A 22,837-nucleotide genomic window follows, 5' to 3' on the forward strand; every position below is an offset into this window, starting at 1 on the left:
CCGCAAACAAGAGAACGGAGTGTAAATCATTCCGCCGCGTTTGTTGAGAACCTGCGCGCGCAGGCTGCGGCGGAAAACATCATTCTTTAAAATCGTTGGCGTCCAGTTCATGGCGCGACAGCAATTTATAAAACTCGGTACGGTTGCGCCCCGCCATGCGCGCGGCCTGGGTCACGTTACCCTTGGTGATTTGCAACAGCTTGCGCAGATAGTGCAATTCAAACTGATTGCGCGCCTCGACAAAGGTCGGCAAGGCGGTATTTTCGCCTTCCAGCGCCTGCTCAACCAGCGCTTCACTGATCACCGGCGCAGAGGTCAAGGCCACACACTGTTCGATCACGTTCACCAGTTGGCGCACGTTGCCCGGCCAGGTGGCGGTCATCAGGCGTTTCATGGCATCCGTTGAGAAACTGCGGACAAACGGCTTATGGCGCTTGGCGGATTCACGCAACAAATGATTGGCCAGCAACGGGATATCCTCGGCCCGCTCATTCAACGCCGGGATCTTCAGGTTCACCACGTTCAGGCGGTAGTACAAATCCTCGCGGAATTCGTTTTTCGCCATCGCCTTTTGCAGATCGCGGTGAGTGGCGGAAATAATGCGGACGTCAATGTCCAGATCGCGGTTGCTGCCCAGCGGGCGCACCTTGCGCTCCTGCAAAACTCGCAACAACTTAACCTGCAGTGAAAGCGGCATATCGCCGATCTCGTCGAGGAACAGCGTGCCGCCTGCCGCCGCCTGGAACAACCCCTCGCGGCTGCTGACCGCGCCGGTAAAGGCCCCTTTGGCATGGCCAAACAGTTCGGACTCCAGCAACTGCTCCGGTAACGCGCCGCAGTTAATGGCGATAAAGGCCTTCTTGCCACGCGGGCTGGCGCCGTGGATAGCCTGTGCCAGCACCTCTTTACCAGTGCCGCTGTGGCCGTTAATCAATACGCTGACGTCCGACTGCGCCACCATTTTTGCCTGCTCCAGCAGGCGCAGCATAATCGGGCTGCGGGTGACAATGTCTTCACGCCAGCTGTCATCACCGGCCGGCAGTGACAACGACAGCGCATCGTCAATGGCTTTGTACAGCGCATCGCGATCCACCGGTTTGGTCAGGAAGCTAAATACCCCTTGCTGGGTAGCCGCCACCGCGTCCGGGATCGAGCCATGGGCGGTCAGGATGATCACCGGCATGCCCGGCTGATGCTTTTGGATCTCGACAAACAGCGCCATGCCGTCCATTTCATCCATCCGCAGGTCGCTGATCACCAGATCAATCTTCTCACGCCCTAACAGGCGCAGCGCTTCCTGGCCGCTTTCGGCGGTAGTGACATGGAAACCTTCGCTGGTCAGGCGCATCCCCAGCAGCTTGAGCAGGCTGGGATCGTCGTCAACCAATAACAAATTGGCCGGTTTGCGTGCGGTCATTGCGCGTGAGACTCCTTGTTAGCGGGGGGCGGCGCGTAAGTGTCTTCCGGCTCCACCGGCAGGGCGGTGCCCTTCTCCGGTTCAGCGTCCGACTCTTCGGCCTTGGCCGGCGCGACTTTCTTACCCGTGGCGTCGGTTTTTTGCTGTGTCCCGCTGTTGTCCGGGATGTCACTCTGCAACTGCTTGCGTGAAGAGAGCTGACGTTCGATATCGGTCAGGTTTTCCAGCTTGCGTGAAGTATCCTGCAGCTGCGCCTGTAGACGCACCTGGCTCTGACGCAGCGTATCGATCTGGCTGTCGGAGCTTTCCTGCAGGTGCTGATAGCGTGCCTTTTCATCAAACAGGGTGATCTGCAGCACCTGCTGTTGACGCCACAGCTGCAACAGCGGGCGCAGGGAACTTGGGAACTCCATGCGATAACTGTTCAGGCGATCGATCATCTGGCGGCGTTCGCCCGAGGTCGGCTCGGCGCTGCCCAACAGAATGCTTTGCTTGAAAATACCGTCCCAACTGTTGCCGGGCAAAGTTTTCGCCAGCGCACGCGCCTGGGTTGAACCGATACGATCGGCGCAGTCCATGGCGCGCAGCCAGTAAAGTGAGTTATTCAACGCGTCTTTTTCGTCGAGCGGCCACAGGGTGTCGCACGCTGCGATGCGGTAATCCACCACTTTGGTGTCCGGGATCGCTTCCTGCTGCGGCTGATTCAGGCCACCGCTGACCGCACGATCGACGCAGCCCGCTAGCAGAAACGGCATAAAAAGAACGCTGCCTAAAAAGGATAATCGACGCTTGCCGAGCGGCGTGCCCTGTGTGGCACGCGGTGAACGTTCGGTCTGCGAGAGACGAAGGCGTTTAGACCATGTGTACATTATTATTCATTCTCGGCGGTTAATGGCAATTCAATACGGAAGCAGACGTCTGCGCCGGCGACTTCAACCAACTGCAGTTCGCCACGCATGCGGCGGATACAATCCTGCGCGATGCTCAACCCCAGACCGCTTCCTTTTACTGCCCCTTTTCGCTGGTGACTCCCCTGGAAAAAAGGCTCAAAAATCATGGTTTTCTCGGCTTCGGGGATCGGCGTGCCGCTGTTAGCGACATCAATCTGCACCCTTTGCCCAACCTGACGGCTGCGGATCCAAATGTTACCGGATTCCTTGCCGTAGTGCACCGCATTGGAGTAGAGATTATCCAGCACGCGCATTAATAGCGTAGGCTCAGCCCAGCAGATTTCCGCATCCAGTTGGATCTCGGTGCCGATCATTTTTGCCCGCGCCGGCAAACTGTGCGCAGCCACCACCATTTCGACCATCCCTTCCAGCTCGACATTCTCATGTTCTGCCGGACCATCGGCCAGTTTGCGGTTGTAATCCAGCAGTTGTTCAATCAGTTGCTGCAGGTGGCGACTGCTGCCGTCGAGAATGGCCACCACCTCTTTTTGATCTGAGGTCAGCGGACCGGCCACTTCGTCCGCCAGCAGTTCGGTGCCCTCACGCATGCTGGCCAACGGCGTCTTCAACTCATGCGAGATATGGCGCAGGAACTCATGCCGCTGCGACTCCAGCCACGCCAAACGTTCACTCAACCAGATAATGCGCTGTGCCAACGAACGCAGTTCACGCGGCCCTTTAAATAAGGCGGTACTGCCCAACGCCCGCCCTTCCCCCAGACGGTTGATCATTCGCTCGACCGCTTTTACCGGGCCGATAATCATCCGGGTAAACAGCACCACCAGCATTACGCTGACCAGGAACAGCATCAGCGCCTGCCAACCGAAGAACTGGCCGCGCTCGGCGATCGCCTGCTGCAACTGCTGGCCGCGAGAGAACACCACGGCGCGCGTGGCCTGTACCATCTCGGCATTGGAGCGCGAGAAAGACTCCAGCAGCGTCGAAGCCTGCGAGTCCGGGCCGCTGTTCTGGCATTTAATCGCCGCCAGTTGGGTTAGCAGGTCGCGCAAGGTTTGATAATAGCGTTCATCCGGCAGGATCGGCGCGTGGGCATCGAGCATCTGCGAATACTGTTTGCGCTGATTCTGATATAGCCGAGCCAGGGTAGGATCGACCAGCACGCAGTACTGGCGATAGCTGCGTTCCATTTCCAACGCCACGCTGGTCATCGCCTCACTACGTCGCGCATCCACCAGCGTGGTGCGGTTGATGTCCGCCGCCTGAGCGCTGAGATGATCCAGGCTCTGGTAAGCCTGATAGGCCAGAACCAGCAGTGGCAACAACACCAACAAGAACGCCATCAGCACCAGTTGGCGCAGTGAGCGGGGAAATAAACGCCATCTTTTCAACGAAATCATCTCATTGTCTCTAGTCTGCTCCGATGCTAACCGAGTCGCCGATGAGAGGAAAGCCCGGCGTTCAGCGGAGCGTCCGGAAAATACAGGTCAGCGAGCCATAAGTAGGAGTTTGTGTTTGAAACTATCGATAACGGATGAAGATAGAGGTAGGCATAACGTTAAGGTTTGACGCTGGGGCAGGGCTGCCCCATCGCAAGAAAGTGTGGATGCCCTTGAATCTCGTCCCCAGGGTGATGTAGCACAAGGCTGGCATCGAACAGGACGAATAACATCCGTAAGTATCCGAGATTGATGAACATTCATCACAGTTGGATACAGGCGGTGCCTCACTCCACGTGTCGCCCGATGCTTGATAAAGCGCTTGCGCGTCTGTTATCGGTTTGGTTGGACGATAGGCACCATTTCTTTGGCATCATTCGGAGGCTTATGAGGCAACTGTTCCGTCTAAATACGGGGCCGTCATAAAAAGTTGAATGAGCAACTGGGAAGAATAATGCACTTAGCGTGCCAACTTTTCAAGTTATTTTTAATTCACTGATATATATGGATAAAAATTTAATTCTTTGTCAAAAACCGCTAATTAACGCCACATCGGGTGAAGAAAAAAACGTCATCCTGTCGTCAAAAACCGACAACTTAAGCCAGTTAATTTTTAACCATTATAAATCAATTAGTTAAATGTCTCTTATTAGAGACAGAGAAAGTGACCTCTGTCGCAAAATGCAGACAATCGCCAGCGCGCAGAACAATAAAAAGGGGCGCAATCTCTTGCGCCCCTCGGGCTAGAGCTAAATGCTCGCTTAACCCAGCTGTTTACGGGCGTTGCGGAACATGCGCATCCACGGGCTGTCTTCGCCCCACTCTTCCGGATGCCACGAGTTGCTGACGGTGCGGAATACCCGCTCTGGATGCGGCATCATCACCGTTGCGCGGCCATTGGTACTGGTCACTGCGGTGATCCCGTTCGGCGACCCGTTCGGGTTCGCCGGGTAGGTTTCCGTTATCTGTCCGGCATTATCGACAAAGCGTAATGCCACCAGGTTATGGTGTTCCAGCGCTGCCAGATGCGCAGCATCACGGACTTCGACGTGCCCTTCACCGTGCGATACGGCTATCGGCATGCGTGAGCCCGCCATGCCCTGCATGAACAGCGACGGGCTGGCCGCCACTTCCACCAGGCTGAAACGCGCTTCAAAACGGTCTGACAGGTTGCGTACGAAGCGCGGCCAGTGTTCAGCACCCGGGATCAGGTCGCGCAGGTTCGACATCATCTGACAGCCATTACACACGCCCAACGCCAGGGTTTGCGGACGGTGGAAGAAGGACTCAAACTCGTCACGAACGCGATCGTTGAACAGAATCGACTTCGCCCAACCTTCACCGGCGCCCAGTACGTCACCGTATGAGAAGCCCCCGCAGGCCACCAGCGTATGGAAGTCCTGCAGGTCACGACGGCCTTCCAGCAAATCGCTCATGTGAACGTCTACCGCATCAAAACCGGCGCGATGGAATGCCGCAGCCATCTCAACGTGAGAGTTAACCCCCTGCTCACGCAGCACCGCCACTTTAGGGCGCGCGCCCTTGGCAATGTACGGCGCAGCAACGTCTTCTTCCGGTGCGAAGCTCAGTTTGACGTTCAGGCCAGGATCGCGTTCATCCTGCTTGGCCTGGTGCTCCTGATCGGCACATTCCGGGTTATCACGCAGACGCTGCATCTGCCAGGTAGTTTCCGCCCACCAGGTACGCAGCGTGGCACGGCTTTCGCTGTACACCGCTTTATCGCCCTGAGTAATCACAAAGCGATCCCCGGCCTGCACGCTGCCGATGTGGTGAACATTGTCCTTCAGGCCGTGCAGAGCAAACACCTGCTGCACCGCTACAAGCTGGTCAGCCGTGACCTGGATCACCGCGCCCAACTCTTCGTTGAACAGCGCAGCCAGTGCGTCGTCGCCCAGCCCTTTGATATCCACCTGCACACCGCAGTGACCGGCAAACGCCATTTCCGCCAGCGTGACCAGCAGGCCGCCATCAGAACGGTCGTGGTATGCCAGCAACGCACGATCGGCCACCAACTGCTGCATGGCATTGAAGAAGCCCGCCAGTTGCTCAACATTACGCACGTCGGCCGGTTTGTCGCCCAGTTGACGATAAACCTGCGCCAGCGCAGTGGCACCCAGCGCGTTATGGCCGTTACCCAGATCTATCAGCAGCAGCGCGCTGTCACCTTTATCGGTGCGCAACTGTGGCGTCACCGTGTGGCGTACGTCTTCTACGCGAGCAAAGCCGGTGATCACCAGTGACAACGGCGAGGTCATTTCGCGCTGTTCGTTACCTTCCTGCCAGCGGGTTTTCATCGACATCGAGTCTTTGCCCACCGGAATCGTGATGCCCAGAGCAGGACAAAGCTCTTCGCCCACCGCTTTCACCGCTTCATACAGGCCGGCATCTTCACCCGGGTGACCGGCTGCCGCCATCCAGTTAGCAGAAAGCTTCACACGCTTGAGTGAACCGATCTCGGTTGCCGCCAGGTTAGTCAAGGCTTCTCCGACCGCCAGGCGGCCAGAAGCGGCGAAGTCCAGCAGCGCCACCGGCGCACGTTCGCCGATCGACATCGCTTCACCGTAGTAACTGTCCAGGCTGGCGGTAGTGACCGCACAGTCGGCCACCGGGATCTGCCACGGCCCCACCATCTGATCGCGCGCCACCATACCAGTCACGGTACGGTCGCCAATGGTGATCAGGAAGGTTTTCTCTGCGACGGCCGGCAGGTGCAGAACACGGTTGACCGCATCGGTCAGGGTGATCTCGTCGCGCTGTAGCGGCTGGCCTTTGGCCTGCAGACGGGTCACGTCACGCGTCATCTTCGGCGTTTTGCCCAACAGCACGTCCAGCGGCATGTCGATCGGTTGGTTGTCGAAATGGCTGTCGTTAAGCGTCAGATGCTGCTCTTCGGTAGCTTCACCGATCACCGCATAAGGTGCGCGCTCACGGCGGCAAATCTCGTCAAACTGCGCCATCTGCGCCGGGGCAATCGCCATCACATAACGTTCCTGCGATTCGTTACACCAGACTTCCAGCGGGCTCATGCCCGGCTCGTCGTTCAGGATATCGCGCAGTTCGAAACGACCACCACGGCCGCCATCGCTGACCAGTTCAGGCATGGCGTTGGACAAGCCGCCGGCACCGACATCGTGGATAAACAGAATCGGGTTTTGCTCGCCCAACTGCCAGCAACGGTCGATCACTTCCTGGCAACGACGTTCCATTTCCGGGTTGTCGCGCTGTACCGAGGCGAAATCCAGATCGGCGTCGGACTGGCCAGAGGCCATAGAAGATGCCGCACCGCCGCCCAGGCCGATATTCATCGCCGGACCGCCCAGCACCACCAGTTTGGCACCGACGGTAATTTCTGCTTTTTGTACGTGGTCGGCACGGATGTTACCGATACCGCCCGCCAGCATGATCGGCTTGTGGTAACCACGCAGTTCCACGCCGTTATGGCTGTTGACCTGCTCTTCATAGGTACGGAAGTAACCCACCAGCGCCGGACGGCCGAATTCGTTGTTAAATGCCGCGCCGCCTAATGGGCCATCGGTCATGATGTCCAGTGCGGTAACGATGCGGTCCGGTTTGCCGAAGTCCTGCTCCCATGGCTGTTCAAAGCCGGGAATACGCAGGTTGGAAACCGAGAAGCCCACCAGACCGGCTTTGGGTTTGGCACCGCGACCGGTAGCGCCTTCATCACGGATCTCACCGCCGGAGCCGGTAGCAGCACCCGGCCATGGGGAGATCGCCGTTGGGTGGTTATGGGTTTCCACCTTCATCAGGATATGGGCTTCTTCCTGATGATAATCATACTGACCATTTTCCGGCGCGGCGAAGAAACGGCCGACCTGCGAGCCCTCCATCACGGCCGCATTGTCTTTATAAGCCGACAGCACGTAATCCGGCGTCTGCTCGAAGGTGTTTTTGATCATTTTGAACAGCGACTTCGGCTGCTGTTCACCGTCGATGATCCAGTCGGCGTTGAAAATCTTATGACGGCAGTGCTCAGAGTTGGCCTGCGCGAACATATAGAGTTCGATATCCGTCGGGTTGCGCCCCAGACCAGTAAAGGCATTCAGCAGATAGTCGATTTCGTCCTCGGCCAGCGCCAGACCCAGCTTGAGGTTGGCCTGCTCCAGCGCGCTGCGCCCTTCCCCCAGCATGTCGACCGCCTGGTAAGGTGCCGGCTGATGCTGAGCGAACAATTGTTCGGCCTGTTGCAGACTGCTGAAGACGGTTTCCATCATGCGGTCGTGCAGCAGTACGGCAAGCTGTTGCCATTGTGCTTCGGTCAGCGCCTCAGCCTTGACGTAGAACGCCAGACCGCGCTCCAGCCGCAGCACCTGCTTCAAACCGCAGTTATGGGCAATATCGCTGGCTTTGGAAGACCACGGAGAAATGGTACCCGGACGCGGCGTCACCAACAGCAGGCGGCCTTCAGGGGCATGTTCGGCGAGAGAGGGGCCGTACTTGAGCAAGCGAGCGAGCTTGGCGTGCTCTTCGGTATTTAACGGTGCGCTAACATCAGCAAAGTGGACGTACTCGGCGTAGATATCACTGACCGGGAGTTGAGCGTCCTGGCAGCGGGACAGCAGTTTGGTAACACGAAAAGCCGACAAAGCGGGCGAACCACGCAGTATTTCCATAATCAAAGTTCTCTCGTCTTCGAAGCAACTGACTTCAGCACTTCATTGGGCGCAACAGGGGGAAAACGCGCGCCATTATAGAGAATCTACGCCGCCGACGAAACCGTTTGCGTAGCTATTATTAATAAAAGCTGTCTGCGTCGTCGAATTGTCATAACGTGTCAATAAAGTTGCACGCTGGCGTTTTGTTGCGCAAAATGCCCCGGCACTGTTGATTTAACCATAAGAAAAGACTGGTAAGCCGTCGGCAGTGCATGTGTGCCACCACTGGATAACTATTTGAAACGCCTTAAAATAAACTACATTCTAATCGGTGTTGTTACCTTGCTTCTGGCGCTCGCCCTGTGGCCCAATATTACCTGGCGCGGCGGTCAGGGCGGGCAACTCGAAGAGATCAAATCCCGCGGAGAGTTGCGTATCAGTACGCTAAACTCGCCGTTAACCTATTTCACCACCAAGCAGGGGCCGAGTGGCCTCGACTATGAGCTGGCAAAACGCTTCGCCAACTATCTGGGGGTGAAACTGGTGGTGATCCCGCACAACAACATTAATGACCTGTTTGACGATCTGGACGATGACGACGCCGACCTGTTGGCCGCCGGGCTGATCTACAATCAGGATCGGCTCAGCCGTGCGCGCACCGGCCCGGCTTATTATTCCGTTTCCCAACAGCTGGTCTATCGCCTGGGTACCGCACGACCGAAAACCTTTGCCGACATTAAAGGCAAACTGGCTGTCGCCTCCGGTTCTGCACACGTCAGCACCCTGAAACAGCTTAAGCAAAGTAAATTCCCGGATCTCAGTTGGGAAGCCTCCAGCGATCTCACCTCCAAAGAGCTGTTGGAGCAGGTGGCCGACGGCAAGCTGGATTACACCCTCGGCGATTCTGTCACCATCGCGCTGTTGCAACGCATCCACCCGCAATTGGCAGTGGCGTTCGACGTCACCGATGAAGAACCGGTCACCTGGTATCTCAAACGTGGTAGTGACGACAGCCTGTATGCGGCGATGCTGGACTTCTACAGCCAGATGGTTGATGACGGCACGCTGGCACGGCTGGAAGAGAAGTACCTTGGCCACGTCGGCAGTTTCGATTACGTCGACACCAAGACTTTCTTGTCCGCCATCGATTCAGTCCTGCCGACCTTCCGTTCTCTGTTTGAAAAGTACGCCAGTGAGATAGACTGGAAGCTGCTGGCGGCCATTGCCTATCAGGAATCACACTGGAACCCGCAGGCAACCTCACCAACCGGCGTACGCGGCCTGATGATGTTGACGCGAGCCACCGCCGACGGACTGGGGGTTAACGATCGTCTCGACCCCGAGGAAAGCATTCAGGGCGGTGCCCTCTACCTGCAAAGGTTGATGGCCAAGGTGCCCGACAGCGTGCCGGAAGATGAACGTATCTGGTTCTCACTGGCGGCCTACAACATGGGCTGGGGCCATATGCTCGATGCCCGTAAGCTGACCAAAATGCAAAAAGGCAATCCGGACAGTTGGGTCGACGTCAAACAGCGCCTGCCGATGCTCAGCCAGAAACGCTACTACCCGCAATTAACCTACGGCTATGCACGCGGGCGCGAAGCCTATAACTACGTGGAAAACATCCGCCGCTATCAGGTTAGCCTGGTCGGTTATTTGCAAGAAAAGGAGAGGAAGGCGGCGCAGGAAGCGGCCGAGCAGGCGGAACTGGGGAAAGGCTATCCCGCAGTGACGCCGGAGTTGGCACTGAACTTCTGATTATTCAGGGCTGTTATCCATATCGCTGCGCTGCGCCTGCTTCAGCGCCTTTTTCTGCTCACGACGCAGGCGGAAAAAGTTGCTCAGCGTGGCGGCACACTCCTCGGCCAGTACGCCGGACAGGATCTCCACCTGATGATTCATCCCCGGATGGCGCAAAATATCCACTAGCGATCCTGCCGCACCGGTTTTGACATCGGCCGCGCCGTACACTAACCGACGAATACGGCTGTGCACCATCGCGCCGGCACACATCACGCAGGGCTCCAGAGTCACATATAAAGTTGCGTTCAGCAGACGGTAGTTCTGTAACACCGTCCCGCCTTGTCGCAACGCCATGATCTCCGCATGCGCCGTCGGATCGTGGCGACCAATCGGGCGGTTCCAGCCTTCGCCAATCACCTGATTATCCAGCACCAGCAACGCGCCTACCGGCACCTCGCCCTCTTCCTGCGCACGCAGGGCCAGCCGCAATGCCTGACGCATCCAGTACTCATCATTATATTCAGTCATTGCATCATTCCTCGTGCACTTTGCGGCGGGCATTATACACAGTACCCCCCTTTTGTCGCAGCCACTCGACTATACTGGCCGAATAACAGTGTTTTTCAGGGACAGGAAACATGAAATTCAGCAAAAAGAATGCCGTTGTGGTGCGTAAAGCGCTGGACGGTTGGGTGGGTGAAGGCGCACTGACCCCGCAACAACAGCACCAACTGCTGCAACATGTCGAAGTACAGCCCTTCGACTGGCGAAGACTGGCGCGTTATGCGTTTCTCGCCGCGTTGGCTTCGCTGGTGATTGCCATCAGCAGCCTGTTCGCCGACAGCGAGCTGCTTTACCGGCTGGGTGAACTGTTCCGCTTCGATGCACCGGTACGCATGACAATGGCAGCCGTGGTGGCCGCCCTTGCTTATGTCTGGGCGCTGCGCCGTCGCCGCCGTCATCCGGGAAAACGCTATGGCAATGAAGCGGCGCTGTTTGTTGCCGTGCTGTTTACCGCCTGCGCCCTGTGGCAGATGGGCGTCTGGCTCGATAACGGCAGCGGTCGGGTTTCCCTGCTGCTGATGTTTGCCGCCCTGTTGTATGCTGTGATTGGCTGGCTCAGCCGCTCCGGGTTGGTGTGGTGGTTTGCCTTGCTGTCACTCGGCAACGCCTTCGGTGCCGAAACCGGCTATATGTCCGGCTGGGGAGCTTATTGGCTGGGCATGAGCTTCCCAATGCGCTTTATCGCCTTCGGAGCAGTATTGATCGCCGCGGCATTGCTGTTGCGGCCCCTGCTCGCCAGTCGCGGGCTGGAGCGAGTTTCGCTGGCGATGGGTTTACTGTATCTGTTTATTGCCCTGTGGTTGCTGTCGATCTTTGGTAACTATGGCGACCTCGACAGTTGGTACAACGCGCGTCAGATTGAACTGTTCCACTGGAGCCTGTTGTTCGGTCTGGTCGCCATCGGCTGCATTTGGCTGGGGCTAAAACGTGACGACGGCATGCTGCGCGGGTTCGGCCTGACTTTCCTAGGCATTAACCTCTATACCCGCTTTTTCGAGTTTTTCTGGGGCACGATGCCAAAGGCGATTTTCTTTGTGCTGCTCGGCCTGAGCCTGTGGGCGTTAGGCCACTACGCAGAAAAGATATGGCAACTGGGCCGCAAACCGCACGACCTGACCGATGATTAACATCCGGCCACGTCTGCAGCGCAGCGAACAGCAGGGTGGTTTAAAAGACAACGGGTATACCGCGAAATTGCGATAGATCATAAACACTTAATAATTAGCGTAGTAATGTTTAAGGCAAGCAATAAAGCTTTTATCAAGGAGTGACTTATGGCTGCCTCAACTTTCTTTATCCCTTCCGTCAATATGATTGGTTCCGGCTGTCTGGACGAAGCGGCAAACACCATGAAACAACAGGGATTGCGCCACGCATTGATCGTGACCGACAAAGTGTTGAATAACATTGGTGTGGTTGCCCAGGTTCAACGGTTGCTCGCCGCACAACAGATCGAAAGCTGCGTTTATGACGGTACTCACCCTAATCCAACCACGCTGAACGTAAAACAGGGCCTGGCCCTGCTGCAAGAACACCACTGCGATTGCGTAGTTTCTCTTGGTGGCGGCTCGCCACACGACTGTGCCAAAGGCATCGCGCTGGTCGCGACCAATGGCGGAGAGATCAAGGATTATGAAGGTGTCGATCGCTCCGCCAAACCGCAGTTGCCGATGATTGCCATCAACACCACCGCCGGCACCGCGTCTGAAATGACCCGTTTTTGCATCATTACCGATGAAGCACGCCACATCAAAATGGCGATTGTCGATAAGCACGTCACCCCAATCCTGTCGGTCAACGACCCGCACCTGATGGCCGGTATGCCAAAAGGACTGACCGCCGCCACCGGGATGGATGCATTAACCCACGCGATTGAGGCCTATGTTTCCAGCGCCGCCAACCCGATTACCGATGCCTGTGCGCTGAAAGCCGTCACCATGATTGCCGAATCGCTGCGCGACGCGGTCGCCGACGGCGGCAATATGCAGGCACGTGAAAATATGGCTTACGCCCAGTTCCTGGCCGGAATGGCCTTCAACAACGCTTCTCTCGGTTATGTGCACGCCATGGCGCACCAACTCGGCGGTTTCTACGATCTGCCGCATGGGGTGTGTAACGCGGTGCTGCTGCCCCATGTGCAGGAGTTCAACGCCCGGGTTTGCGCGCCACGGTTGAAAGACATCGCCGTCGCCATGGGGCTTGATGTGAAGCACCTTAACGACCCACAGGGCGCTGCTGCCTGTATCGCCGCCATTCGTTTGCTGGCAAAAGACGTCGGCATCCCGGCTGGGCTGCTCGATTTAAAAGTGAAAGAACAGGATTTCGATACGCTGGCGGCCAATGCTTTGAAAGATGCATGCGGTTTCACCAACCCGATACAAGCCACCCACGAACAGATTGTCGCCATCTTCCGCGCGGCAATGTAATCCATCAAAAACCGCAAAGGGCGGATATTCCGCCCTTTGTTGTTATTCCAGCTGTTGCAGCTCACCCAGCTTGCTGACCCGCCAACGGTGCTCGCAGAAATACAGCAAAGGGTTATCCTGCTTGCTGTCGCTGTAGCCGCTGTATAGCTTGAGCGGCGCGCCGAGACGCTGCTCCAACTGAGTCACCTTCTGTACGCCCAGGCAACGCAGAGCCAGTACCCAACCACCGTAACGCCGTAAAATACGGCTGCCCACCAAATGTACCTGCGGCAGAAAAGCAGAATCCTGATACACCTGCTCCACCAGTCGCTCCGGCGAACCCGTGATCAGCCATACCTGCGCATCATGCACTTCGAGGTACTGGCGCAGACGCATTTGCACCACCGGGAAAGCGGTCACCTTATCGCGAAAATAACTGACAAAGCGCTGTTCCAATGCCTTTAAACGGGCCTCTGAGCGACCAAAGGTAATTGACCACAACAGCACGCTCATCGGCCAGCGGGCGGCGCGCCCCATCACCAGCAGTGTCAGCCCGACAACCGGCAACAACGGCACTACCAGCAACAAATTCAATGGCAGATGGCGTAACAAAAAACGCAAGAAACTGCCAAACATGTCTTCCTGATGCAGCGTGCCGTCCAGATCAAAGAACACCACACGGCGGCCCTCCTCGGCCTGCTGGTTCTGTTTCTCGCTCAAGCGCTACTCCTCAGGATCGTTGAATCCCATTATCCAGGTGAAAATAAATCCAGCAGCAATGGTAATCACCAGACCAGCCAGATACAACATCACCTTACCCGAGACAATGGTTAACGCCAAAGGTAAACCCGAGATGCCGAAGGTGATCACCGTCGCCACCTTCCAGTAACTGATCAGCGCACCACCCACTGCTCCGCCGAGACAGGCGGCGATAAAGGGCCTCCCCAGTGGCAAAGTCACACCAAAAATCAAAGGTTCGCCAATGCCAAGAATGCCGACCGGCAGCGCCCCTTTGATCACCTTTTTCAGGCGGGCATTACGGGTTTTCATTAATACTGCCAGCGCGGCTCCGACCTGGCCGACCCCTGCCATGGCCAAAATCGGCAACAGAGGATTAGAACCGTGAGCCTGTACCAGTTCGACGTGGATCGGCACCAGCCCCTGATGTAAACCGGACAGGACCAGCGGCAGGAAAAGCCCGGACAGTACCGCGCCCACCAGCAAGCCACCTTTATCGATCGCCAAATTGGCGCCGTGGGCGATAGCGTCCGAAATATAGCCGCCCAGCGGCTGCAGGATCACAATTGCCAACGATGCGGTGACCAGCGTGGTGATCAGCGGGTTAAGGATTAACTCAATAGACTCCGGTAGCCAATTACGCAGGCGCTTTTCCACCCAGCACATCAAAGCCACCACCAGCAGTACCGCGATGACCCCGCCACGGCCAGGCTGCAACGCCTCACCGAACAGAGTGATCTGCGCCAACGCCGGGCTGGAGAGAATACCGGCCATGACGCCGCCCATCGCCTGTGAACCGCCAAACACCCTGGCGGCATTAACCCCCACCAGAATATTCATGATGGCAAACACTGCGCTACCGAAAATCGCCAACAGCCCCAGCACGTTGGGGTAATTCACTGCCAGCTCACCGGCAATATCCGGCCGTTTCAGCAGGTTAATGATGCCGGTAATCAAACCGGAAGCGATGAACGCCGGGATCAACGGAATAAAGACATCGGCCAGTTTTTTCAGCGCGCCGCTCATTGGCGCGGCATACTTTTGCTTGGCCTGAGCCTTGTTGCGGGCAACAGGATCCCCGACTGCCACCGCCGCCGGTGCGCCGGTGAGCAGTGAACGCATGGCATCCACCACCTTGGCGGCGGCCCCCGGACCAACGATGAACTGGTGCTGATCGCCCTGTTTGATATAGCCTTTAACGCCCGATAACTGTTTGAGCGCCGCTAAATCAAGGCGTTGCTCGTCGCTAACTTCGACGCGCACCCTTGTCATGCAGTTCTCCAGACGGAGGATATTCCCCTCGCCGCCAATGCCCGCCAGAATCTGTGTCGCCAGTGCCGTTGTCTTGTCCATCGCCCGCCCCAGGAGTGGTTTAGCGCGTCAATGCCGCGCGCAAATAGCCGTCGTGCTGCTGTAAGCGCTGCTGCGCCTCTTCAGCATCAATGCCGGCCAGAATCATCAGGATTGCCGGTTTGACTTCAAAACCGGTTTGCGTCAGCGCCGCTTCGGCCTGACTGCGCTCGGCACCGGTGGCTTCCACCACGATGCGGCAGGCGCGATCCACCAGTTTTACGTTGGTGGCCTTCACGTCCACCATCAGGTTTTCATAGACTTTACCCAGTTTGACCATCGCCCCGGTCGACAGCATATTCAGCACCAGTTTCTGTGCGGTGCCGGACTTCAAACGCGTCGAACCGGTCAGGGCTTCCGGCCCCACCACCGGTGAAATCGCCACCTGCGCCTCATGGGCGATTGGCGAATCCGGGTTACAGGAAATCGCCGCCGTCGCGCAGCCCAGCTGTCGTGCATAGCGCAGTGCACCAATCACATAAGGTGTCCGCCCCGATGCTGCCAGCCCTACCACCATATCCGTGGCGGTCAAATCCAGCGCAACGAGGTCAGCCTCGCCCAGTGCCGCATCATCCTCCGCACCTTCCACCGCTTTGAGCAACGCGCCCGGGCCACCGGCAATCAGCCCGATCACCATGCCATGCGGCACGCCGAAGGTCGGCGGACATTCGGAGGCATCCAGCACCCCAAGGCGGCCGCTGGTGCCGGCCCCCAGATAAATCAATCGCCCACCGGCCTTCAACGCCGCGGCCGCCAGATCCACCGCTTGTGCGATGGCCGGCAAAACTTTTTCAATCGCCTCCGGTACTTTGCGGTCTTCCTGGTTAAAACAGCTCACCATCTCCAGCGTCGACATCTCGTCCAGCCCCATGGTGGCTGGGTTGCGGGTTTCGGATACTAATGCGCCTAAGTTCATCTCTTCACCTTTGAATTTTTAATTCACAAACTTAAATCATTATTTGAATATTTTATTCAACAAAGCGAGCGCTTTTTGCTATTTTAAAGACTCGCTCACAAAAAATTTTCACTGCGCGTTTTCGCTATCGACGTGGCAGAATGGCGTCTGGTTTTCAGGGAAATATCAATGAGTACCCTTCTTCGTATTCGCCAGATGTATCCAACGCTGGCTCAAAATGACCGCAAACTGGCGGACTTTCTGCTGCATAACGCCGAGCAGGCGCGCCATCTCAGCTCACAAAAGCTGGCCCAACTGGCTGGGATCAGTCAGTCGAGCGTGGTGAAGTTTGCTCAGAAGATGGGCTATAAAGGCTTCCCGGCGCTAAAACTGGCGCTGAGTGAAACCCTGGCACAACCGCAAACAGAACCCGCGGTGACGGTGCACAACCAGATCCTCAGCAGTGACGCCCTGAAAACCGTCGGAGAAAAACTGTTGGTAGAGAAGCAGGCAGCACTGCGCGCCACGCTGGACATCAACAGTGAGGAACGTCTGCATCAGGCGCTGGAAATGTTACGTCAGGCGCGAAGGGTTATTCTGCTGGGAATTGGCGCTTCCGGCCTGGTCGCCAAGGACTTCTCCTACAAACTGATGAAAATTGGCGTGATGGCGGTGGCCGAGCAAGATATGCACGTCCAGTTGGCAACGGTTCAGGCGCTGGATAAGCGGGATTTGCTGTTGGCAATTTCGTTCAGCGGTGAGCGGCGGGAAATCAACCTGGCAGCGGAAGAAGCCCGCCTGGCCGGCGCTAAAGTGCTGGCGCTCACCAGCTTCTCGCCGAACGGTCTGCAACAACGCGCCGACCACTGTTTGTATACCATTGCCGAAGAACCCAATACCCGCAGCGCCGCTATTTCTTCCAGCACCGCTCAATATGCCCTCACCGACCTGCTGTTTATGGCCTTAATCCAGCACGATCTTGATCATGCCCGCAACCGAATAAAACATAGCGAACAATTAGTGAAAAAACTCGTCTGAGTCGTATAATGCCCAGGCCACAAATACCAGGATATAAAAAGCATATCTAAAAATAGAGTGTGTGGTGTTTATTGTTTAAATTCCGCCCGTAATTTGAACAGCTATGGACAGCAATATATTGATAATAGAGTTTATGAAAACACATACAACTATTTTAAATAGAACCCACATACTCGCAACATCCCCCGTGGCCCGCAACTTTTTGCTCTTCGTTGTCGCTTCATTGATATTAATAAAAGCGATGGGGTATGGCGGCACCAAAGGGGCTGATATCCTGTTTATTTCCCTTAGCCTGTTATTATTATCTGCCATCCCCCTCACGCGATATTTTCTGGTTATCCCCTACATTATATTCTGTGCCATTTATGCCCCTGTAGGGATGATCTACGGCCCACCTTCAGTCTCCGTGGTGTCGGCCCTGTTTCAAACCAACATGGCGGAAGCCATCGAGTTTCTGCGCGCCATACCTGCAGGCTGCTATTTGTTACCTTGCGCCACACTGCTCACATTGTTTATTCTTGCTCGCTATAGCTGGCAGCGGCCACTATCGACTAAAAAGATAGTGCCATTTTTGGTGATTTTTATCGTTTTGCTGTTCGCCAGAATACTCAGTGGAGGAATGGGAAACCTTAAATTAGTGGATTTCTTTTCCTCGCTAATTTCTTCATACCAGAACTACAACCAAAAAATGGCAGAAATTGATGTCAGTACGCTTTCACAACCCAGTTGGCTCCTTAATGGCGTTAATAGTAACAAGGCTAACTATGTCATTGTGGTTGGCGAAAGCATGCGCAGGGACTATATGTCATTATTTGGTTATCCGACGCCGACGACCCCTTTTCTGGATCACGTGAACGGGACCTTTTACAGTAATTATATTTCCACCGCGCCGAACACCTTCGAATCTCTGCCAAGAACCCTGGCATTGAGCGACGGAAAAACACATCATATTGCGGATAATATTATCACCCTGGCAAAAGCCGCAGGACTGCATACCTATTGGTTTTCCAACCAAGGTTTGATTGGCCAATTTGATACGCCGATCTCCAAAATAGCCATGTTTAGTGATGAGCATCAGTTCCTGAAAAAAGGAGATTACCAATCACGCAATACCGATGACGATGAACTGCTGCCGCTGTTGCAAACGGCACTGGCCCATAATGGCGTGGGGAACCTGTATGTTCTGCATATTATGGGATCTCACCCGGACTTTTGCGAACGCCTCGGTGGTGAGCCGCCGATTTTCACCAGCGATAACGCTGAGCTCGCTTGTTACCTTTCAACCTACCGCAAAACGGACCGTTTCATCGAGCATGCTTATCAAATGCTGCAGGCGACTCACTCTCCGTTTAAATTATTCTATTTCTCTGACCACGGTCTTTCCCACCGTGAGATTGACGGCAAACTTTACCTGCGCCATGGCGGTGGTACCCGGCAGAATTATGAAGTTCCGCTGCTGGTGCTTTCTGATTCAGACCGGCAACGGACCCTTATTGAGGATCCTTACAGCGCCTTTGACTTTATCAGTCTGTTTGCCCAACAAGCTGGGATTACCATTGCCCAGCCACAATTGTCTTCAGCGGTAACGGCACAAGGCAAGAGGCATGTCTTCAATGGTCAGGAAATGGTTGATTTTGATCAGTTGGCCAACGACCCGCCAGCGTTACTATGACACCCCGGTTAACCGTATTTGCCGCTACAGGTGGAAAAATGCCCAGGAAAATGGGTTTTATGATAGATTGCGCGCCTGTTCGTGTGCACCGATTAAAAGATAACTGATATGGCACTGCTGATTACCAAAAAATGCATCAACTGCGATATGTGCGAGCCGGAATGCCCTAATCAGGCCATTTCGATGGGCGATGATATCTACCAGATAGATACCGAACGCTGCACCGAATGCGTTGGCCATTACGATATTCCCACCTGTCAGCAGGTGTGCCCAATCGATAACACCATTGTGGTTGACCCGCAGCACAACGAAACCAACGAGCAGCTGTGGGATAAGTTTGTGGTATTGCATCACGCCGACCGACTCTGACCGCTGCTGTCAGATCAACAAGGGCGCCAACAGGCGCCCTTTGGTTTTACAGCCGAATAAGACTATTACCCTTCGATAATCACCGTAGCACAGGCATAGCGGCGTTCATCGGCCAGCGAAACGTGAATGGAGGTCACCCCCATTTCCTGCGCCAGTTCGGCGGCACGTGCATGCAGACGAATATTCGGCTTGCCGAGCCCGTCGTTGAACACTTCAAACTGATTAAACGCCAGACCGTTGCGAATACCGGTACCAAATGCCTTGGCAACCGCCTCTTTCACCGCAAAACGCTTGGCCAAAAAGCGCACCGGCTGCTGATGCTGCTGGTACAGCTGCCATTCGGCTTCGCTCAGTACGCGACGTGCCAGACGATCGCCACTGCGCTCCACGACCGCTTCTATGCGCGCCATTTCGACAATGTCGGTACCCAGCCCCAGCACTGCCATTAGCGACGCGCTTCGCGCATCAGCAATTTCATGTCAGTCACCGCTGCCGGTAACCCACACATCACCGCCTGGCCGATAATAGCGTGGCCGATATTCAACTCATGCATTTCAGGCAGGGCAGCGATCGGCTGAACGTTATGGTAAGTCAGGCCATGGCCGGCGTTGACCTTCAGGCCTTTCTCAGCGGCGTAGGTCGCGGCAACTGCAATACGGCGCAGCTCGGCTTTTACTGCCAGTTCGCCTTCGGCTTCTGCATAGGCGCCGGTATGAATCTCAATATAGGGTGCTCCTACAGCGACCGCCGCATCGATTTGGCGGTGATCCGGATCGATAAACAGCGAAACCAGAATGCCGGCCTTTGCCAGTTGCTCAACCGCGACGGCCATTTTGTCTTGTTGCCCGGCAACGTCCAGTCCACCTTCGGTGGTCACTTCTTCGCGTTTTTCCGGCACCAGACAACAAAAATGCGGCTTTAACTCTATGGCGATATCCAGCATCTCATCGGTCACGGCCATTTCCAGATTCATTCGGGTCTGAATAGTCTGGCGCAAAATGCGAACATCGCGATCGGTGATATGACGGCGGTCTTCGCGCAGGTGTACGGTGATCCCGTCGGCACCGGCTTGCTCGGCAATAAATGCCGCCTGTACCGGATCCGGGTATTGGGTTCCGCGCGCGTTACGTAACGTGGCGATGTGATCGATATTGACGCCCAGCAGCAAATCAGCCATGACAACCCTCTAAAAAACGATTTTCAGTGGCCGTAGTTTACACGCGGGGACAGTGGTGCAAAAGGGGAAAAGGTCAGGCGTCGTCGACCGGCGAATCCGGCTGTTTGCGGACAAACTGACGAAACAGCTCGCGGCTCTTCAGCGGTTTACCGCCCAGGTAAGGTTTGAGCGCCATGCGGGTGAAACGTTTGGCTGCGCGTAAGGTGTGCACATCGGGAAACTGGCGCTCCGCCAATGCACGCAACTCACGGCCGGTAAAGCTGTAATGATCAACCACCAGGCTGGCGATAAAGCCTTTTTCCTCGCGGTAGCGATAGGTCATGCCGTCATCTACCGGCAGGCCGCTGCCGGCGCAGTGCAGGAAATCCAGGCCGTAGCCCAGATGATTCAGCAAGGCCAATTCGAACTGACGCAACGCCTGCTCCGGCGAAACATCTTCTGCCGCCAGCGCCTGCAAACATTGCAGATAATCGAAGAATAATACCGAATAGTTGGCCTCCTGCTCCAGCACCCGTGACAGCAGTTCATTCACGTACAGGCCGCTGTACAACATCATGCCGCTGAGGGGTAAACCAAGGGAGACCGCTTCGGCGTTGCGCAGCGTTTTGACTTCGCCACGACCGCCCCAGCGCACCAGCAGGGGAGTAAAGGGTTGCAGGCAACCCTTTAGATTGGAACGGCGACTGCGCGCGCCTTTTGCCAGCAAACGCACTCGCCCATGACCTTCGGTAAACATATCCAGCATCAGGCTGGTTTCACTGTACGGTCGTCCGTGCAGGACGAAAGCGCGCTCCCAGCCGTCCATTGGATAGTTTATTTCAGGTCGTCGGTATAGCCCAGGCTACGCAACGCACGTTCGTCGTCCGCCCAGCCCGATTTCACTTTCACCCACAGTTCCAGATGCACTTTGGTTTCAAACATCTGTTCCATATCCTGACGGGCTTCGATACCGATGGTTTTGATCTTCGCGCCCTTGTTGCCAATGACCATTTTCTTCTGGCCTTCGCGCTCAACCAGGATCAGTCCGTGCACGTTGTAACCACCGCGCTCGTTCGGAACAAATTGTTCGATCTCAACCGTCACCGAGTAAGGCAACTCTTCACCCAGGAAACGCATCAGCTTTTCACGGATAATTTCCGACGCCATAAAGCGCTGGGAACGGTCGGTGATGTAATCGTCCGGGAAGTGGTGTTCAGCTTCCGGTAGCACCTTGCGCGCGATAGCCGCGATAGTGTCCACGTTCATGCCTTTTTCGGCAGAAATTGGCACTACGTCGAGGAAATTCATCTGCTGGCTGAGGAACGCAATGTGCGGCAACAGCTTGGATTTGTCGGTAACGTTGTCGACCTTGTTGATCGCCAACAAGACAGGACTTTTCAGGCTGCGCAGCTTGTTGACCACCATTTCATCATCGGCAGTCCAGTTAGTGCCTTCTACCACGAAGATCACCAGCTCGACGTCGCCGATTGAGCTGCTGGCCGCACGGTTCATCAAACGGTTGATGGCGCGCTTTTCTTCGATATGCAGACCCGGGGTGTCGACGTAGATGGCCTGATAGGCGCCATCGGTATCGATACCCATAATGCGGTGACGGGTCGTCTGTGGTTTACGCGAGGTGATGGAGACTTTTTGCCCCAACAGTTGGTTCAGCAACGTGGATTTGCCCACGTTGGGGCGACCGACTATCGCAATAAAACCACAGTATTGTTTTTCTTCGCTCATTCAAGCTCCAGCTTTATTAACGCTTGTTCCGCTGCCGCTTGTTCGGCTTTACGGCGGCTTGAGCCGGTTCCCACTACGGGTTCGCTCAAACCACTCACCTGACAGTGGATAGTAAACTCCTGATCGTGCGCCTCACCGCGAACCTGCACCACCAGATAAGAAGGTAACGGCAGATGACGACCCTGTAAAAACTCCTGCAAACGGGTTTTTGGGTCTTTCTGCTTATCACCGGGGCTGATTTCGTCCAACCGACTGCGATACCAGTCCAAAATCAGTCGTTCAACAGTTTGGATGTCGCTATCCAGGAAAACGCCGCCAATTAAGGCTTCCACCGTATCCGCCAGGATTGATTCGCGGCGGAATCCACCACTTTTCAGCTCACCCGGGCCGAGACGCAGACATTCGCCCAGATCGAACTCACGTCCCATCTCCGCCAGCGTATTACCGCGCACCAGCGTGGCGCGCATACGGCTCATATCGCCCTCGTCTACGCGAGGGAAACGCTGGAACAGCGCATTGGCGATGACAAAACTGAGAATGGAGTCACCCAGAAACTCAAGACGTTCATTGTGTTTACTGCTGGCGCTACGGTGAGTTAACGCTTGCAGTAAGAGCTCCTGCTGTTGAAAAGTGTAGCCCAGCTTCCGCTGCAGCCTATTTATTACGATGGGATTCATGAGTTACCAATAGATCAAGAATGCGTCAAAAACTTGCAGCATACGGAACAGGCCTGCTTCGCTGAAAGCCAATCCAAAGCTGTTTCGTT

General features: G+C 55.8%; 19 protein-coding genes. 6 read left to right on the forward strand and 13 right to left on the reverse strand.

Translation table 11 applies throughout. From position 1 onward, the window contains the following. Window positions 1-79: 79 nt before the first annotated feature. The 4 genes from glrR to purL form a co-directional block, all read right to left on the reverse strand. Entirely contained in the window at window positions 80-1,417 is a 1,338-nt protein-coding gene (gene glrR, locus F8R23_RS18355) for a two-component system response regulator GlrR (RefSeq protein ID WP_099062688.1), read from the reverse strand. Beyond that, on the reverse strand, window positions 1,414-2,286 hold the full coding sequence (gene qseG / locus F8R23_RS18360; protein ID WP_112348594.1) for a two-component system QseEF-associated lipoprotein QseG: 873 nt from the start codon (window positions 2,284-2,286) through the stop codon (window positions 1,414-1,416). The genes glrR and qseG overlap by 4 nt, the downstream gene beginning before the upstream one ends. Before the next feature lie 2 nt (window positions 2,287-2,288). Continuing rightward, entirely contained in the window at window positions 2,289-3,725 is a 1,437-nt protein-coding gene (locus F8R23_RS18365; protein WP_099062690.1) for a sensor histidine kinase, read from the reverse strand. Between the two features lie 800 nt (window positions 3,726-4,525). Beyond that, a complete protein-coding gene (gene purL / locus F8R23_RS18370; RefSeq protein WP_129938965.1) occupies window positions 4,526-8,416 on the reverse strand; it encodes a phosphoribosylformylglycinamidine synthase in 3,891 nt (1,296 codons plus the stop codon). Between the two features lie 279 nt (window positions 8,417-8,695). Here purL and mltF point away from each other — a divergent pair, with 279 nt between their 5' ends. Further along, a complete protein-coding gene (gene mltF, locus F8R23_RS18375; protein WP_112348997.1) occupies window positions 8,696-10,156 on the forward strand; it encodes a membrane-bound lytic murein transglycosylase MltF in 1,461 nt (486 codons plus the stop codon). Here the strand turns inward: mltF and tadA are convergent, their stop codons facing one another. Next, window positions 10,157-10,669: a tRNA adenosine(34) deaminase TadA gene (gene tadA, locus F8R23_RS18380; protein WP_112348591.1), complete on the reverse strand. Its 513-nt coding sequence runs from the start codon at window positions 10,667-10,669 to the stop codon at window positions 10,157-10,159. It abuts the gene before it with no gap. 110 nt (window positions 10,670-10,779) lie between these two features. Between tadA and F8R23_RS18385 the strand changes: the two genes are divergently transcribed. Next, window positions 10,780-11,832, forward strand: coding sequence for a DUF2157 domain-containing protein (locus F8R23_RS18385; protein ID WP_129937419.1), 1,053 nt, complete (start codon window positions 10,780-10,782; stop codon window positions 11,830-11,832). 147 nt (window positions 11,833-11,979) lie between these two features. Next, window positions 11,980-13,131 (forward strand): L-threonine dehydrogenase, encoded by a 1,152-nt coding sequence (gene yiaY / locus F8R23_RS18390; RefSeq protein WP_129937420.1) that lies wholly within the window; start codon window positions 11,980-11,982, stop codon window positions 13,129-13,131. 42 nt (window positions 13,132-13,173) lie between these two features. Here yiaY and yfhb read toward each other — a convergent pair whose 3' ends face one another. From yfhb to murQ, 3 genes are read right to left on the reverse strand one after another with little or no spacing between them, the layout of a single operon-like run. Then, window positions 13,174-13,830 carry a phosphatidylglycerophosphatase C gene (gene yfhb, locus F8R23_RS18395; protein ID WP_099062695.1) on the reverse strand — a complete coding sequence of 219 codons (657 nt, stop codon included), beginning with the start codon at window positions 13,828-13,830 and terminating at the stop codon, window positions 13,174-13,176. 3 nt (window positions 13,831-13,833) lie between these two features. Continuing rightward, window positions 13,834-15,201, reverse strand: coding sequence for a PTS transporter subunit EIIC (locus F8R23_RS18400; protein WP_129937421.1), 1,368 nt, complete (start codon window positions 15,199-15,201; stop codon window positions 13,834-13,836). A gap of 19 nt (window positions 15,202-15,220) precedes the next feature. Beyond that, the gene (gene murQ, locus F8R23_RS18405) at window positions 15,221-16,114 is read right to left on the reverse strand and encodes an N-acetylmuramic acid 6-phosphate etherase (RefSeq protein WP_129937422.1); all 894 of its coding nucleotides are present in this window, start codon (window positions 16,112-16,114) and stop codon (window positions 15,221-15,223) included. Window positions 16,115-16,282: 168 nt separating this feature from the next. Here murQ and F8R23_RS18410 point away from each other — a divergent pair, with 168 nt between their 5' ends. The 3 genes from F8R23_RS18410 to F8R23_RS18420 all read left to right on the forward strand — a co-directional run bounded on the left by F8R23_RS18410 (window position 16,283) and on the right by F8R23_RS18420 (window position 19,172). After that, complete coding sequence (locus F8R23_RS18410) at window positions 16,283-17,131, forward strand: MurR/RpiR family transcriptional regulator (RefSeq protein ID WP_099062698.1); 849 nt, start codon at window positions 16,283-16,285, stop codon at window positions 17,129-17,131. A 133-nt stretch (window positions 17,132-17,264) separates the two neighbouring features. Beyond that, the gene (locus F8R23_RS18415; RefSeq protein WP_151415884.1) at window positions 17,265-18,803 is read left to right on the forward strand and encodes a phosphoethanolamine transferase family protein; all 1,539 of its coding nucleotides are present in this window, start codon (window positions 17,265-17,267) and stop codon (window positions 18,801-18,803) included. Between the two features lie 108 nt (window positions 18,804-18,911). Continuing rightward, window positions 18,912-19,172 carry a YfhL family 4Fe-4S dicluster ferredoxin gene (locus F8R23_RS18420; RefSeq protein ID WP_129938963.1) on the forward strand — a complete coding sequence of 87 codons (261 nt, stop codon included), beginning with the start codon at window positions 18,912-18,914 and terminating at the stop codon, window positions 19,170-19,172. Window positions 19,173-19,237: 65 nt separating this feature from the next. Here F8R23_RS18420 and acpS read toward each other — a convergent pair whose 3' ends face one another. From acpS to rnc, 5 genes are all read right to left on the reverse strand, one after another. Next, window positions 19,238-19,618: a holo-ACP synthase gene (gene acpS / locus F8R23_RS18425; RefSeq protein WP_099062701.1), complete on the reverse strand. Its 381-nt coding sequence runs from the start codon at window positions 19,616-19,618 to the stop codon at window positions 19,238-19,240. Next, complete coding sequence (gene pdxJ / locus F8R23_RS18430; RefSeq protein WP_012146372.1) at window positions 19,618-20,349, reverse strand: pyridoxine 5'-phosphate synthase; 732 nt, start codon at window positions 20,347-20,349, stop codon at window positions 19,618-19,620. The genes acpS and pdxJ overlap by 1 nt, the downstream gene beginning before the upstream one ends. Window positions 20,350-20,422: 73 nt before the next feature. After that, the gene (gene recO / locus F8R23_RS18435; protein ID WP_099062702.1) at window positions 20,423-21,154 is read right to left on the reverse strand and encodes a DNA repair protein RecO; all 732 of its coding nucleotides are present in this window, start codon (window positions 21,152-21,154) and stop codon (window positions 20,423-20,425) included. A gap of 8 nt (window positions 21,155-21,162) precedes the next feature. After that, a complete protein-coding gene (era, locus tag F8R23_RS18440) occupies window positions 21,163-22,071 on the reverse strand; it encodes a GTPase Era (RefSeq protein ID WP_112348586.1) in 909 nt (302 codons plus the stop codon). Beyond that, on the reverse strand, window positions 22,068-22,748 hold the full coding sequence (gene rnc / locus F8R23_RS18445; RefSeq protein WP_012146375.1) for a ribonuclease III: 681 nt from the start codon (window positions 22,746-22,748) through the stop codon (window positions 22,068-22,070). Before rnc ends, era begins: the two co-directional genes overlap by 4 nt. Window positions 22,749-22,837 lie beyond the last annotated feature (89 nt).

Source organism: Serratia proteamaculans, assembly GCF_008830365.1.
In the GTDB taxonomy this organism is placed as follows: Bacteria; Pseudomonadota; Gammaproteobacteria; order Enterobacterales; family Enterobacteriaceae; genus Serratia; species Serratia proteamaculans.